Annotated in this window: 12 protein-coding genes; 10 read left to right on the forward strand and 2 right to left on the reverse strand. The window is 60.5% G+C overall.

The genetic code is table 11. The features are described 5' to 3' along the window. Window positions 1-943 precede the first annotated feature (943 nt). From ACY69P_RS05420 to ACY69P_RS05460, 9 genes are all read left to right on the forward strand, one after another. Window positions 944-2,656 (forward strand): L-lactate permease, encoded by a 1,713-nt coding sequence (locus tag ACY69P_RS05420; RefSeq protein ID WP_459900923.1) that lies wholly within the window; start codon window positions 944-946, stop codon window positions 2,654-2,656. Between the two features lie 136 nt (window positions 2,657-2,792). Continuing rightward, complete coding sequence (locus ACY69P_RS05425; RefSeq protein WP_462326810.1) at window positions 2,793-4,172, forward strand: FAD-binding oxidoreductase; 1,380 nt, start codon at window positions 2,793-2,795, stop codon at window positions 4,170-4,172. 4 nt (window positions 4,173-4,176) lie between these two features. After that, window positions 4,177-5,472, forward strand: a complete 1,296-nt coding sequence (locus ACY69P_RS05430) for a (Fe-S)-binding protein (RefSeq protein WP_404843506.1) — start codon at window positions 4,177-4,179, stop codon at window positions 5,470-5,472. Between the two features lie 54 nt (window positions 5,473-5,526). Then, complete coding sequence (gene pta / locus ACY69P_RS05435; RefSeq protein WP_459900927.1) at window positions 5,527-7,641, forward strand: phosphate acetyltransferase; 2,115 nt, start codon at window positions 5,527-5,529, stop codon at window positions 7,639-7,641. Between the two features lie 27 nt (window positions 7,642-7,668). After that, on the forward strand, window positions 7,669-8,886 hold the full coding sequence (locus tag ACY69P_RS05440; protein WP_462326811.1) for an acetate kinase: 1,218 nt from the start codon (window positions 7,669-7,671) through the stop codon (window positions 8,884-8,886). Window positions 8,887-9,008: 122 nt separating this feature from the next. After that, complete coding sequence (locus ACY69P_RS05445; protein WP_459900930.1) at window positions 9,009-9,635, forward strand: LutC/YkgG family protein; 627 nt, start codon at window positions 9,009-9,011, stop codon at window positions 9,633-9,635. 1 nt (window position 9,636) lies between these two features. After that, window positions 9,637-11,853 carry an L-lactate dehydrogenase (quinone) large subunit LdhH gene (ldhH, locus tag ACY69P_RS05450; RefSeq protein ID WP_462326812.1) on the forward strand — a complete coding sequence of 739 codons (2,217 nt, stop codon included), beginning with the start codon at window positions 9,637-9,639 and terminating at the stop codon, window positions 11,851-11,853. A 209-nt stretch (window positions 11,854-12,062) separates the two neighbouring features. Further along, window positions 12,063-12,557 (forward strand): acyl-CoA thioesterase, encoded by a 495-nt coding sequence (locus tag ACY69P_RS05455; protein ID WP_404844108.1) that lies wholly within the window; start codon window positions 12,063-12,065, stop codon window positions 12,555-12,557. Between the two features lie 34 nt (window positions 12,558-12,591). After that, entirely contained in the window at window positions 12,592-12,897 is a 306-nt protein-coding gene (locus ACY69P_RS05460; RefSeq protein WP_404843501.1) for a Dabb family protein, read from the forward strand. An 85-nt stretch (window positions 12,898-12,982) separates the two neighbouring features. Here ACY69P_RS05460 and ACY69P_RS05465 read toward each other — a convergent pair whose 3' ends face one another. Beyond that, complete coding sequence (locus ACY69P_RS05465; RefSeq protein ID WP_462326813.1) at window positions 12,983-13,762, reverse strand: hypothetical protein; 780 nt, start codon at window positions 13,760-13,762, stop codon at window positions 12,983-12,985. A gap of 163 nt (window positions 13,763-13,925) precedes the next feature. Beyond that, window positions 13,926-14,387 carry a YbhB/YbcL family Raf kinase inhibitor-like protein gene (locus tag ACY69P_RS05470; protein ID WP_459900933.1) on the reverse strand — a complete coding sequence of 154 codons (462 nt, stop codon included), beginning with the start codon at window positions 14,385-14,387 and terminating at the stop codon, window positions 13,926-13,928. Between the two features lie 239 nt (window positions 14,388-14,626). Here ACY69P_RS05470 and ACY69P_RS05475 point away from each other — a divergent pair. Next, the coding region (locus tag ACY69P_RS05475) for a PAS domain-containing protein (RefSeq protein WP_462326814.1) at window positions 14,627-16,007 on the forward strand (1,381 nt) is incomplete at its 3' end.

Consider the following 16,007-nt stretch of genomic DNA (forward strand, 5'->3'; position numbering starts at 1 on the left):
CAGGCTCAAGGGCCGTGGGCCCTTGAGAATCCCATGTGCGCACAGGCCGGGTGCCGGTATCGGGGGCGGTCGTCACCCCTGTGTGGCTCTCGTCCGTGGAGATGGGGAAGAATTTTTTTGGGGCGTTGTGCTCAGTGAAGACCGGTGAGAATCCCTGTCTGGCTGTTCGAAAGACGAAAGGCAGAAGAATCCGCCCGCCCAGCCCTCTTGTTCGGGCGGCTTCCGTCCAAAAAATCCTGGGAATTGCAATTCACCTCTTTCCTTTGAGCAGCTCTGCTCTCTTGAGCTCGTAGGTCGTTCGGCCTGGAGGGACGAAGAGCCGTAGAGATCAAGTCGCCGGAGGCCCTCTTCCTCCCTGATTGTGGCCTTTTGGCCCAAAAAAGTGCACCTCAGCGCAATATTTTTGCGTCGCGTTCGTTCGGATATTCGTACATGGCGGGGTTTTGTCCACTGCCGTGGACCCTCAAAAAGAGTCATTTTGTTCACTTTTGCGGGAAAAAGTGTCCCGTAAAAGTGAACGTCAACCCGTAAACCAAGGAATCATGCGGGAAATATGAAATTTCACCAGAAGGGGACTGCCGTCCGATTTTTCAGATTTTGAGGGACCGTCTGAATTGCCGGACACCCTTTAGAAATGGCACAAACCCGTGTAGTATACTGCGTAACTGGGATGCTGTCTGAGGCGCGTCGTGAAAAAGAGTAAACTATTTGAGCGGATTAGATGGATTGCGGAAAGTGAAGCGTCCTAGGGGTGATCGGTGTTTTTGTGAGTCCTTTTTTTCAGACAGTGTGGTGATTTTTGTGCGCGGGATCACAAAGGGTGAATTTCGGTAACAAGCTGAAATCATTGCTAAAGTGAGATAAACGCAGTTTTGGCACGCTATTTGTTGAAGAGGGTGTGGATTATCGTTCAACCTCTAACTCGCTTTCCAAGGAGCCTTCTATGTCCATAGGAGTTTTGGCCCTTGTCGCCGTTCTTCCCATAGCGCTCGCACTGGTGCTTATGGTGGGCCTTCGTTGGCCTGCAACCAAAGCTATGCCTCTGGCGTGGCTTGTTACCGCACTGGGCGCTATTTTGGCGTGGCAGCTGCCTACCGGGTACGTGGCCGCTCTGACTCTTCAGGGCTTTGTAACTGCCATTGGCATTTTGATCATTGTCTTTGGCGCAATCCTCATTCTGTACACGTTGCAGTACAGTGGTGGTATGGAAACCATTCAGTACGGCTTCCAGAATATTTCTCGCGACAGACGCGTGCAGGCCATCATCATTGGCTACATGTTCGCGGCGTTCATTGAGGGTGCTGCTGGCTTCGGCACTCCCGCTGCGCTGGCTGCACCGCTGCTGCTGAGCCTCGGCTTTCCGCCGCTGGCTGCCGCCGTTATCTGTTTGGTGTACAACTCCTTCCCCGTGACCTTCGGTGCTGTTGGTACGCCTGTCGTCCTCGGCCTGAAGTTCCTGAAGGACCTTGTGGAAGCTGCTGCCGTTTCCGGTCTTGCTGGTGTGAACTTTACCAGCATGGAGTCGTTCAACATGCTGGTTGGCAAGTGGGCTACGCTGCTGCACCTGCCCATGATCTTTATCCTTCCTGTGTTCACGCTGGGCTTCATCACCCGTGTGTTCGGCCCCAACCGCTGCTGGTCTGACGGTTTTAAGGCATGGAAGTTCTGCATGTTTGCGGCGGTGTCCTTCACCGTGCCGTACATGATTTTCGCATGGTTTGTCGGACCCGAATTCCCGTCCATGATTGGCGGCCTGATCGGTCTCGGCATTCTGATTTTTGGTGCCAAGCGTGGCTTCTGCGTGCCTGAGGACACGTGGGACTTTGGTCCTCACAGCAAGTGGGAGGCCGAATGGACTGGTTCTATCGCCCCTGACGAAAAGGCTGAGTTCCGCCCGCACATGACCCAGTTCCGCGCTTGGGTCCCCTACGTGCTTATCGGCCTCATCCTTGTCATCACCCGTATCCCCGAGCTTGGCCTGAAGGGTTTCCTCGCTGCCCAGAAGATTTCCTTCACCAACATCCTTGGATACGAGGGCGTTAACGGTGCCATCGCGTACCTGTACCTGCCCGGCACCATTCCCTTTATCCTTGTTGCCATCCTGACCATCTTCATCCATGGCATGAACGGTGATGGCGTGAAGCGGGCATGGACCGAGTCCATCGCAAAGATGAAGAACCCCGCCATCGCGCTGTTCTTTGCTGTGGCGCTGGTGTCCATCTTCCGCGGTTCCGGTGTTGGCAACGAGCTGTTCAACCCCAACGGCTACCCCTCCATGCCCCTGGCAATGGCGAAGATGGTTGCCGCCATGGTTGGCAATGCTTGGCCGATGTTTGCCTCCTTCGTTGGTGGTCTTGGCTCCTTCATCACTGGCTCCAACACGGTTTCCGACCTGCTGTTTGCTGAGTTCCAGTGGGGCGTTGCCACCACGCTTGACCTGCCCCGCCAGATCATCGTGGCCGCTCAGGCCGTTGGTGGCGGCATGGGCAACATGGTGTGCATCCACAACATTGTGGCTGTGTGCGCCGTGGTTGGCCTGTCCGGCATGGAAGGTCAGATCCTCAAGAAGACCGTTTGGCCCTTCCTGCTGTACGGTCTGGTCGTTGGCATTGTTGCCAGCCTGATGAGCTTCGTCTTCTTCCCGCACCTCTTCTAAGCGGCGAAGAATTGAAGGGTTTCTGGCCGCGAAAGTGGCCCGAAACCAATACAACGTGTGTATGTCGAGATGCCGGGGGCGGGCTTTCCGCCCCCGGTCCATCTCGTAACGTCAGCCCAGAGTTCAGGAGAGTACGATGAATGATGCCCTGAAAAAGGAATTTCAAGCCGTAGTCGGCAAAGAAAACGTAATGGACGCCGAGCCTGATAAGCAGGCGTACTCGTACGACTCTGCCGTTCTTGATCCTGTAATCCCCGAACTGGTTGTTCGCCCGACCAATAGTGAACAACTTGGCAAGGTTGTGGCGCTCTGCAACGAGAACGGCATGCCCATTACGCCTCGCGGCGCTGGCACCAATCTCTCCGGCGGAACCATTCCGGGCCGCAATGGCGTGGTGATTCTCACCAATGCCATGAACAAGATTCTTGAGATTAACGAGGAAGACCTGTACGCAGTGGTTCAGCCCGGCGTTGTCACGGCGCAGTTCGCGAACGAGGTTGCCAAGCGCGGTCTGTTCTATCCTCCGGACCCGGGTTCTCAGAACGTCTCCACTCTGGCTGGCAACGTGGCCGAGAACGCAGGCGGCCTGCGTGGCCTCAAGTACGGCGTGACCAAAGACTATGTCATGGGCGTCGATTTCTTTGACGTAAACGGTGGACTGGTGAAAACCGGCTCCCGTACGGTCAAGTGTGTGACCGGATTCAATCTTTCCGCACTGCAGGTGGCGGGCGAGGGCAGCCTCGGCGTCATCAACGAGATCATCCTCAAGCTCGTGGCACCGCCGCAGGACAACAAGGCCATGATGGCCGTGTTCGATTCCATCGACAAAGCCTCCGAGACGGTTGCTGCCATCATCGCCAACAAGATCGTGCCCTGCACCCTTGAGCTGATGGACAAGAAGACCATCGAGCTGGTGGAAGCCTTCACCAAGGTTGGCCTGCCCACCGAGGCAGACGCCATCCTCCTCATCGAGGTTGACGGCCACCCCGCACAGGTTGCCGACGAAGCCGAAAAGGTTATCGAAATCGCCAAGAAGTGCGGCGCCATCGACGTGAAGGCCGCCAAGGACGCTGCCGAGCGCCACAACATTTGGGAAGCCCGCCGCGCGGCTCTGCCCGCGCTTGCCCGCGCCAGACCGACCACCGTTCTGGAAGACGCCACTGTGCCGCGCTCCCAGATCCCAAACATGATCCGCTCCATCAACGAGATTGCCAAGAAGCACAACGTGATGATTGGCACCTTCGGCCATGCTGGCGACGGCAACCTGCACCCGACCATCCTGTGCGACCGCCGCGACAAGGCCGAGTTCGAGCGTGTGGAAGCTGCTGTTGACGAAATCTTCGACGTGGCACTGTCCCTCAAGGGCACGCTGTCCGGCGAACATGGCATCGGTCTTGCGAAGGCCAAATGGCTGGAGAAGGAGACCTCCAAGGCGACCATCGACTACGCCAAGAAGATCAAGGCGGCCGTGGACCCGAAGGGTATCCTGAACCCCGGCAAGATCATAGGAGCGTAGAGGAATGGCTGACTTGCAAAAACTCGCAACCATGCTGCAGGAGCTGGATGACCAGATGGTCGCCTGCATGAAGTGCGGCATGTGTCAGGGCGTGTGCCCCGTGTTTGCGGAATCCATGTCCGAGGCCGACGTCACGCGCGGCAAGATCGCGCTGCTGGAGAATCTGGCGCACGAGATGATCAAGGACGCCGACGGCGTTAAGGAACGTCTGAACAAGTGCCTGCTGTGCGGTTCCTGCGCGGCTAGCTGTCCTTCTGGTGTTCGGATTATGGACATCTTCCTGAAGGCGCGCTGCATTGTGAACGGCTACCTTGGCCTTTCTCCGGCCAAGAAGGCTATCCTTCGCGGTATGCTCACCCGCCCGAAGCTGTTCAACGCCCTGCTGGACGTTGGCGGCAAGTTCCAGGGACTGGTGACCTCCAAGGCGGACGACATTATCGGAACGTCCTGCTCCAAGCTGATGAGCCCCATCATCGGCGACAGGCACTTCAAGCCGCTGGCGAAGAAGGCCTTCCACCGCGAAGTTCCGAGTTTGGATACCACGCCGGGCGCTTCTGGCATTAAGATTGCTTTCTATCCCGGATGCGCTGTGGACAAGTTCTTCCCCAGTGTCGGCATGTCCGCGCTGAAGATCTTTAAGCACCACGGCGTTGGCGTGTTCATGCCCGAAGGGCAGGCATGCTGCGGACTTCCGTCGCTGGCTTCCGGCGATATGGAGTCCTTTATGCGGCTGGTGCAGAAGAACGTGGAGATGTTCGGCAAGGTGCCGTTCGACTATTTGGTCACTCCCTGCGGCTCCTGCACGGCAGCATTCAAGGAAGTGTGGCCCAAGTTTGCCGCGGAGATGCCCTCCGCCATTCGCCACACGGCGATGGAGCTGGCCGACAAGGCCATCGACATCAACCAGTTCATTGTGGACAAGCTCGGCGTCGAGGTTGCGGAAGAGGCCCCCAAGGGTGGCACTCCCGTCACGTACCACGACCCGTGCCATTTGGATAAGTCGTTGCACGTCACCGCGCAGCCCCGTGCTCTGCTGAAATCAAACCCGGCCTACGACTTCCGGGAGATGAACGAGCACAACAGGTGTTGCGGGAATGGCGGCAGTTTTAACCTCTATCACTACGACGTTTCCAAGAAGATCGGTGAACGCAAACGACAGAACATCGTCGACTCCGGGGCCAAGGTCGTCACGACCGGCTGTCCCGCGTGTATGCTGCAGATGAGCGATCTGCTCTCGCAGCACGGCGATGGCATCACCGTAAAGCATGTCATCGAGATCTACGCGGAAACGCTCGGCTAACAAACCGCGTACGGGCGGCGGCCATGGCCGCCGCCCGGAAACAGAGGAATCGCCATGTCGAAAAATCTGTACATCACCGCAACCGAGTCCCGGAGCGGAAAGTCGGCCATCGCCCTCGGCGTGATGCAGCTGCTCACGCGCGATGTGCGCAAGGTCGCCTTCTTCCGTCCCATCATCAACAACAATGCTGATGGTGCCCGGGACCACGACATCAACCTCATCCTCAAGCAGTTCAATCTGGACATCGCCTACGAGGACACCTACGCCTGCACGCTGACCGAGGCCCGCGAACTGACCAACAGCGGCCAGCACGCTCAGCTGCTTGAGAACATCCTTGCCAAGTACAAGGCCCTGGAGGCCGAGTACGACTTTGTGCTGTGCGAAGGCACGGACTTTCAGGGCAAGGACGCCGCTTTTGAGTTTGACCTCAACGCCGACATCGCCGCCAACCTCGGTTGCCCGGTGATGCTCATCGTTTCCGGCCGTGCCAAGAGCGACGAGGAGATTGTCGAATCCACCCAGCTGACCATCGACACGATGGAGGAGAAGGGTGTTGAAGTTGTTGCGGCTGTTGTGAACAGGGCCGAAAAGGATGCGGACATCGCCTCCATCAAGTCCGACATCGAATGCAAGGTGCGCTGCGCCCAGCCCCTGTCCGTCTACGTCATTCCGGAGGAGGAAGGCCTCGGCAATCCCACCATCAAGGACGTGATGAGCTGGCTGGACGCCAAGGTCCTGTACGGACATGGCCGCCTGGAAACGCTGGTGGACGACTACCTCGTCGCCGCCATGCAGATTGGCAACTTCCTCGACTATCTTTCCAAGGGCAGCCTCATCGTCACCCCCGGTGACCGTGAAGACATCATCATTACCGCTCTGGCGTCCCGGCTGTCTGGCGCCTACCCCGACATCTCCGGCATCGTCCTGACTGGCGGCCTGGAGCCTTCGGCCAACATGCACCGCCTTATCGAAGGCTGGACCGGCGTGCCGCTGCCCATCCTTTCCGTGAAGGGCCACACCTACCAGACCACGCAGAAGCTGGCCGAACTCTACGGCCGCATCGACCCCGAGGACCAGCGCAAGATTGCCCTTGCCCTCGGCACCTTCGAGAGCCACGTCAACGGCGCGGAACTCTCCGAGCGTCTGGTTGCCAGAAAGTCCACCAAGGTCACCCCGAAGATGTTCGAGTACAACCTTGTGGAGAAGGCCAAGAGCCACAGAATGCGCATCGTCATGCCCGAGGGCGAGTGCGACCGCATCCTGCTTGCCGCCGAGATTCTGCTGCGCCGCAATGTGTGCGAAGTCATCATCCTTGGCAACACCGCCAAGCTGAAGGCCAAAGTGTCCGAGCTGGGCGTCAACCTCGACGGCGCGACCATCATCGACCCCGCCACCTCCGACCTGCTGGACGAGTACGCGCAGACCTACTTTGAGGCGCGCAAGCACAAGGGCATCCTCATCGATGAAGCCCGCGACAAGATGCTCGACCCCACGTATTTCGGTACCATGATGGTGCACAAGGACCACGCCGACGGCATGGTTTCCGGCGCCATCAACACCACGGCCCACACCATCCGTCCGGCCTTTGAGTTCGTGAAGACCAAGCCCGAGGCGTCCATCGTCTCCAGCGTGTTCCTCATGTGCCTGAAGGACCGCGTCCACGTCTTCGGCGACTGCGCCGTGAACCCGAACCCCAACGCCCAGCAGCTGGCCGAGATTGCCATCGGCTCCGCCGAGACGGCCCGCATCTTTGGTGTGGACCCCCGCGTGGCCATGCTGTCCTACTCCACAGGCGCTTCCGGCAAGGGTGCCGACGTTGAAAAGGTGAAGGAAGCCACCGCGCTGGCCAAGGAAAAGGCCCCCGAGCTGCCGCTCGAAGGTCCGCTCCAGTTCGACGCCGCCGTGGATCCCGACGTGGCCGCCACCAAGATGCCCGGCAGCGATGTTGCGGGCAAGGCGACCGTGTTCATCTTCCCGGACCTGAACACCGGCAACAACACCTACAAGGCAGTGCAGCGTTCCTCCGTTGGCGCGGTGGCCATTGGTCCCGTGCTGCAGGGCCTCAACAAGCCCGTGAACGACCTGTCCCGTGGCTGCACCATCCCCGATATCGTGAACACCGTGGCTATTACCGCCATTCAGGCGCAGGCTGAAAAAGGGCTCGTCTAGGCCCGTTTGAATAGAAAGGATAAAAATATGAAGATTTTGGTTATCAATTCCGGCAGCTCCTCCATCAAGTATCAGCTGTTTGACATGGCCGCCGATACCGTGCTGGCCAGCGGCGTTGTGGAGCGCATCGGTCTGGACATGGGTGTCCTCTCCCACAAGCGCTACCCCGACACCGATCAGGAATCCAAGAGCGTTTTCGAACAGCCCATCGCGGACCATGAGGTCGGCATGGAGCTGGTCATCGAGAAGCTGGTCTCCAAGGAGATTGGCGTTATCACCGATACGTCCGAGATCGAAGGCGTGGGTCACCGTATCGTCCACGGCGGCGAAAAGTACACCACTCCCATGATCGTTACCGAGGAAGTGAAGAAGGGCATTGAAGAGGTTGCACCTCTCGCGCCCCTGCACAACCCCGGTCACCTCGCCGGCATCAACGTGGCCCAGCGCCTGTTCCCCAATGCCGGTCATGTGGTTGTGTTCGACACCGCCTTCCATCAGACCATGCCCCCGCACGCGTACCACTACGCGCTGCCCTACGAGATGTACGAGGAACTGCACGTGCGCCGCTACGGCTTCCACGGCACCTCCCACCGCTACGTGGCCGGTCAGGCCGCCGAGCTGCTGGAGCGCCCGCTGGACGAGCTGAACCTCATCACCGTTCACCTTGGCAACGGCAGCTCCGTGACCGCCATCAAGGACGGCAAGTGCATCGACACCTCCATGGGCCTCACCCCCACCGGCGGCGTCATCATGGGCACCCGTACCGGCAACATTGATCCCACCATCCTTGGCTTCATCGCCCGCGAAAAGGGCATGACCATCGATGAACTGGACGAAATGGTCACCAAGAAGTCCGGCCTGCAGGGCCTGTGCGGCATGTCCGACCTGCGCGACATCCACGCCGCCTGCGAAAAGGGCGACGAGCGCGCCCAGCTTGCTCTGGACATGCTGTGCCACCGTGTGCGCCAGTACATCGGTGCCTACATGGCCGAACTCGGCCGCGTTGACGGCATCGTCTTCACCGCCGGCATCGGCGAGAACGACGACATCGTCCGCGCCAAGACCCTGAGCGGTCTGGAGAACTTCGGCATCGAGCTGGACGCCGAAGCCAACGCCCAGCGCCCCGGCGACTGGATGCGCATCTCCACCGAAAGCTCCCGCACGCCTGTGTTCGTCATCCGCACGAACGAAGAGCTTGCCATCGCGCAGCACACTGAGGCCCTCATCGGCACCAAGTCTGCGTAATCCACTCACATAAGGGTAGGGACCTCCTCTGTGCCGGAGGTCCCTGCCTTTTCTTTAAGGAATCCGCGTCCTGACGGAGTGCGGAATGGACAGTAACGTGCCCGATATGGGGAGGAATACGTATGAGCTCAAATGAACAACTCGTTACGGAGTTCTCGGAGCGCGCCACCAAGGTCGGCGCTACCGTCTCCGAGGTGAAGAGCCTTTCCGAGGCCTTTGCCTACACCATGGATCTCTGCTCGAAGAAGGATGCTTGCCAGCTGCTGCTTTCCGGCTGTGGCGAGGCGCTGTCCGACGGCGCGCAGGCTGCCTGTGACGCCAAGCAGGACAAAGTTATTTCTGCCCCTGCCCTTGATGAAGATGCCTTTGCCGAACTCGCAGGCCTGTGCGAGGAGGGCGGCTTTACGCTGATCAAGGAAGGCATGCGCGACCATCTGGCCGGTATCGACATCGGCGTGACCGTGGCTGACTACGGCGTTGCGGACTCCGGCACCCTGGTGCAGCAGTCCTCCAGCGAAGAAGTCCGCCTGACCACGATGATTGCCGAGAACCATGTCGCCATTCTGCCCAAGTCCCGCCTGCGCGCCTCCACCTACGAGGTGGAGAAGGATTTCGTCTCCATGGTGGACGATTCCCCCAGCTACATGGCGTTCATCACCGGACCGAGCCGCACCGCCGACATCGAGCGCGTGCTTGCCATGGGTGTTCATGGCCCGCTGGAACTGCACATTCTGCTGCTGGAGGACTAGGATGCAGGACGTAAAGACGAAATCCCTCTCGGATTACCGCAAATTTTGTAAGGAAGCCCTCGACGACGACTTTCTGCGTCAGGCCATGGACAACTTCGCCACCGCTTACCGCGCCAACCGCATCAACGCCTTTGCCGATGTGAACGAGCGTGAGCTCATCGGCCACATTGCCGATGCCAAGGACGAAGCCATCCAGCGCCTGCCCGAGCTCTTTGAGGAGTTCAAGGCCAAGGCCGAAGCCGCAGGCGTGCACGTCCACCTCGCCAAGACCGCCCGCGAAGCCAACGAGCTTATCGCCAAGATCGCCCGCGACAACGACGTGAAAAAGATCATCAAGTCCAAGTCCATGACCGCTGAGGAAACCCACCTCAACCATCACCTCGAAGGCGAATTTGAAGTGGTGGAGACCGACCTTGGCGAGTGGATCATCCAGATGCGCAAGGAAGGCCCCTCGCACATGGTCATGCCGGCCATCCACCTGTCCCGCTATCAGGTGCGCGACCTCTTCACCGACGTCACCGGCAAGCAGCAGGACTCCGACATCCAGAAGCTGGTGAAGGTGGCCCGCCGCGAACTGCGCCGCCACTTTGCCGAGGCAGACATGGGCATCTCCGGCGGCAACTTTGCCGTTGCCGAGACCGGCACCATCGGCCTCGTCACCAACGAAGGCAACGCCCGTCTGGTCAGCACGCTGCCCCGCGTGCACGTTGCCCTGTGTGGTCTGGACAAGCTGACCCCCACCATCCACGACGCCCTGCGCGTGCTCAAGGCCCTGCCGCGTAACGCCACCGGTCAGGCCCTGACCTCCTACATCACGTGGATTACCGGTGCCAACGAGTGTGCCACCACCACGGACGGCAAGAAGGAAATGCACGTGGTCTTCCTCGACAACGGCCGCAGCGCCATGGCCGAGGACAAGGACTTTTCGCAGGTGATGCGCTGTGTGCGCTGTGGCGCATGCGCCAACGTCTGCCCCGTGTACCGTCTGGTTGGCGGCCACAAGATGGGTCACGTCTACATCGGCGCCATCGGCCTCATCCTGACTTACTTCTTCCACGGTCGCGACAAGGCCAAGAACCTTGTGCAGAACTGCATCAACTGTGGCGCATGTAAGGAAGTCTGCGCCGCGGGTATCGATCTGCCGCGCCTCATCAAGGAAGTGCACGCCCGCACCGTCGAGGAAGAGGGCCATCCCCTGTACTCCACGCTGCTTGGCAAGCTGATGAAGAACCGCAAGCTCTTCCACACCCTGCTGCGCACGGCCAAAGTTGGTCAGGTGCCCATGAAGGACAAGGAAGGCTTCCTGCGTCATCTGCCGCTGATGTTCTTCAAGGAGCACAACTTCCGCGCTCTGCCCACCGTGGCGGACAAGCCCTTCCGCGATATGTGGAAGGAGATTGAGCCCCGCCTGAAGGGCAGTGGTCTGCGTGTCGGCCTCTTTGCCGGCTGCGTGCAGGACTTCGTGTACCCCGAGCAGATGGACGCCGCCGGGAAGGCGACACGGGTGGCCTACTGCCCCGAACGCACCTACGCGGTTCACGGCATTGAGGAGGTGATGGAGAAGAAGGACGTCCAGATGGCGTTCCCCATGGACCAGTCCTGCTGTGGCCTGCCCCTGCAGATGATGGGCGAGATGTCCCACGCCGCCGAGGTGGCGGAGCAGAACGTGTCTGCCTTTGATCCGGCGGAATACGACTACATCATCACCTTGTGCGCCTCCTGCGCATCGCACCTCAAGCACAACTACCCCAAGCTGCTTGAAGACAACGCCGCCATGAAGGTGAAGGTGCAGCAGTTTGCGGACAAGGTCATCGACTTTAGCTCCTTTGTGCGCGACGTCCTCGGCTACGACACGGACGACTTCAAGACCGTGGCCGTCACCGAGAAGACCACCTACCACGCTCCTTGCCACCTGTGCCGTGGCCTCGGCGTGAAGGAAGCCCCGCAGGACCTCATCCAGAAGTCCGGCCTCGACTACGCCAAGGCCGACGAGGAAGACGTGTGCTGCGGCTTCGGTGGTACCTTCTCCGTGAAGTTCCCCGAGGAATCCCGCGAGCTGCTGAACAAGAAGCTCGACAACATCAAAAAGACCGGTGCCAAGCAGCTGCTGACGGACTGCCCCGGCTGCGTGATGCAGCTGCGTGGCGGTGCCCGCCGCCGCGGCGATTCCATCAAGGTTCGCCACATTGCCGAGGCACTGGCCGAACGCCTGAAATAATGCCTTGAAGCCGGAGCCATCCCGGTGGCTCCGGCCACGGCGTCCCCCGGTCATGCCCAGCATGGCCGGGGGATTGCCGTATCTGACGGGGCGCTCTGGAGCCTTCTGTCCGGATGGACGGGAAGCAGAGGACAACGGCGACGTTTCCCGCTATCCTGCATCCAGAAACGCCGGGGCCCACCCGCCGCGGCGATGCACAGGGAGGAATGATGAAAGGAAAGACCAAGCGCGAGTCCGCCACCACGCTGAACCAGCGGATGCTCCCGCAGGATGCCAACCCCGCGGGCAACGTCCATGGCGGTGTTACGCTGAAGTACATCGACATCGCCGCCGGCACCGTGGCCATGCGCCATTGCCGTTCCAACGCCGTCACCGCGTCCATCGACCGCTTGAACTTTCTGCAGCCCGTGTACGTGGGCGAGATGGTCAGCTTTAAGGCCAGCCTGAACTATACGGGCCGTACGTCCATGGAAATTGGCGTACGCGTGGAGTCCGAGAACATGTTCACGGGCGAGAAGCGCTACTGCGCCTCGGCCTATGTGACCTTTGTGTCGCTCGATAAGGACGGCAAGCCCCGCGAAGTGCCGCCCCTGATTCTGGAGACCGATGAAGACCACCGCCGCTGGAACGAGGCCGAAAACCGCCGCCGCATCCGCAGGCAGGAGCGCCAGCGCGAGAGCGAATCCCAGCACGGCAACCCCTGACACCCAGCCCGCCCCGCGCGGCTTGGAGGCCCAAATGATCAAGCATATCGTGATGTGGACCCTGAAGGACGAAGCCGAAGGTGCGCCCAAGGCTGAAAACGCCAAACGTATGAAGACCATGCTCGAAGACCTGAGGGGCCGCGTCCCCGGACCGCTGGAGCTTGAGGTGGGCATCAATATCGACCCCGAAGGCGGCGTGAGCGATGTGGCGCTGTACACCACCTTTGAGGATACCGACGCCCTTGCCGCCTACGCTGTGCACCCCGAGCACCTGAAGGTGGTGGAGTTCATCAAAAAGGTCGTGACCGAACGCCGCTGCGTGGACTACCGCGTGGACTAGGTGATGTTTTTCGCGCGGCGATGAGCGCTGCGCAAGACGCTTAAACGGCCCGCTTCTGGCGGGCCGTTTGTCGTTGTGGGGGGAGCTAGATGGTGCGCTGTGGGCGCAACTGCACGACGGCGATGCGCCAGCCGCCAAGGTCCAGATATTGGTCGTAGGACAGGGCCAGCGGTTTGCCGAGGCGGACGATGTCCGAGAGGTCGAAGGCCATGCGGACTTCGGCCACGGCGGGCAGGCGGTCCATGACAAAGACCACTAGCGTGTGGGTGGACAGCTGGTCGAAACTGGTCAGGCCGTCTTCGGGCATGACATTGAGGGCGCTGAGGGTATGATAGATACCGGTCCAGTGTTCTGGCAGTTCATCGGCCTGCGGCATGGCATCCTTGGGGATGAGCATGGCTGTAATGCGCGGATGCTCCACGGACACAGGCGCGGCCTGCGCGGCGTCGATGTGCAGGCCGCCGCGGCCTACAGTGTAGGTGGCGCTGTACATGATGCGTGCGGCGCGTCCGTTGGCGTCGGTAACGCGGAGTATGCCGCTGGCAAAACGCCCCTGTGGGCCGTCGCCCCGCTCGCGGGAGTCGTAGAGCGTATGTTCGGCCACGGTAAAGCCGGGGTAGTCGAAGTCGTCGTCAAGGGCGTCCGCGACTTCCGGCGGCATGTGGGCGCCGCTGAGGGGGGCGCCTTGAATGGCGGCGAAGATGGCGCGGGCGGCGTAGTCCGCATCAGCGGGAATGGCGTCGCCGCGTGCGGGCAACTGCTGCGGCACGGGCGCAAGGCGCGTGGGATAGCCAGCGCATGCGGCCAGCGCCGCAAGAAGGACAAGGCCGATGTATAATGGCATCAGCCACGAGCGTATTGGCATGGAGCCCTCCGGGGATGGATGTCACGAAAGGCACACCATAGCACAGGACGGGCGGGAGTGCAGGGAAAAATGGCCCATGCGCGAAGCCCGGGCGTGATGCCCTGCAATGCCGGGAGGGTAGAGCGCAAAAAAAAGCCGCTACCGGAAGGGCAGCGGCTGGCGGCTATCGGGAGTAGGTGCCCATGGTTTGGGCCGAGTCCAGAATGTGTCCGTCCATGGCGGCGAGGAGGGCGTCGCGCGTGGCCTTTTTGGGGTCAAGGTCCAGCTCGCAGTCCAGCGCGTACACGGTGAAGATGTAGCGGTGCTTGCCGTGGCCTTCGGGCGGGCAGGGACCATTGTAGCCGAGGTTGCCCCACGAGTTCAGCCCCTGCTTCATGCCGGAGGGGTGCTCCTCGGTGCGGGGAATCTTGGCCGCAAGGCGGAAGGCCACGCCGGGAATGCCATAGACCACCCAGTGCGTCCACGTGCCGCCCGGAGCGTCCGGGTCTTCGCAAAGCAGGGCAAAGGACTGCGTGCCCTCGGGGGCATTGTCCCAGTCAAGTGCTGGGGAAAAGTCGCTGGCGTCGCAGGTGAACTGGAGAGGGATGCGCGTCCCCTCCTGAAAAGAGCTGCTGTAGAGTTTCATGGGGCTAATCTCCTGCTGGTTGTAAGGTCGGCGCATCCTAGCAGAGGGGGCACCGGGTGGCAAAGGGGATGGATGGAGACAAGGTCCTCTTAGTAAAATGAAATATTTCAGGATGTTGTAGGCTGATGGTACAGCGTCGTCCAGTTGGTGTTTCCGGTTGTGCTATGATACCGATAGGTTTTGCCAATGCACGCAGGGGATTGCTGGTCTTTTCGGAAATGCGGGGAGAGGGAAACAACGTGGCGAACACGGATGAGAGGGCGCATGGATGCGCCGCATGGCGAGGCCGGGCGCGTCTTGTGACCGCCGGGGCCGCCGTGCTTGGTTTGGCGGGATGCCGCCTTGATATGTCCGTTGGGGCACACCCAACTGCGCAGGATTGGGTACTGGTCGTTGGTGCTGCGGCGGTGGTCGCTGTGGTGGCGGCTTTGGTGCTCCGCGTTTTCAGCTTATCCCGCTCCGTTCGCGAGCACAGCGCCGCCCGCCGGGATGCGGAGCGGCGTTTGGCCGTTTCCGAGGCCCGCCTTGCGGAGCAGAATGCACTGTTTTCCCTTGCCTCCATTGGCGCGTGCCGCTCAAATATGGACGGGACGCGTTTGCTTTCGGCCAATATGCCGCTGGCGAAGATGCTGGGGTTCGCCTCGCCGGAGGAGCTTGTCCGGGAGCAAAATGAACGTAGCTTCATTGAGAATTCCGAGGCTCGGGAGCGGGCTGTGGAGCAGTTGCGGCAGACCGGGCGCGTTGGCGGGGTGGCTATCCGCTTCCGCCGCCGCGATGGGCAGCTGCGCCATGCCGTCTTTTCCGGAACCGCCACTGGCGACGGCACCATTGAAGGCGTGTTTGTGGACATTACGGAGCAGATGCATTTCAAGTCTGCCCTGCGCAGCCGCAATGCCTTTATGCAGTCCCTTGTCTCCGCCTTGCCCATTGCGATTTTCTTTAAGGATATTCATGGCCGCATTGAGATGGTCAACAGCTGCTACGAGGACCTTGTGGGGCGTCAGGCGAGCGAGGTCATCGGCAAGACCGTCCGGGATTTGTTTCCGGCGGAGCATGCGGAAACATATGAACGTATGGACGCCGAACTCATTGCCAGCGGCGGCGCGATAACCCAGCGTTACGAGACTAAGGTCCAATCCCAGCGCGGCATGCTGCGCGATACCCTTATCACCAAGGAACTTCTGCTGGATGAGGCGGGCAGGCCCCTTGGCATTGTGGGGGTGGTGCTGGACATCACCGACAGCCGCCGCATGATGGACACGGTGCAGGAAAGCCGGAACCTGCTCTCCGCCCTTATCGATTCCGTGCCTGACATTGTCTATTACAAGGACACGGAACTGCGCTTTTTGGGCGTGAATAAAGCCTTTGCCGATGAGGCGTGCCTTGCTGTGGAGGCGTTCATAGGCAAGCGGAATCGTGAGATTTTCCCGGCCGAGATTTCCGCGCGTTTTGAGGTGCACGAGCGTGAGACGCTGCGCAGCAAACGCACGCTGGCGCGTGAGGAGTGGGTGAACTTTCCGGGCGGTGGTCTGCGCCTGTTCGAGACGCTGCATACGCCGTTTCTGGGGCCGGATGGCAACATTATCGGCGTGGTGGGCGTTGGGCGCGACATCACCGAGA

The sequence above is a fragment of the Desulfobaculum sp. genome, from assembly GCF_054921475.1.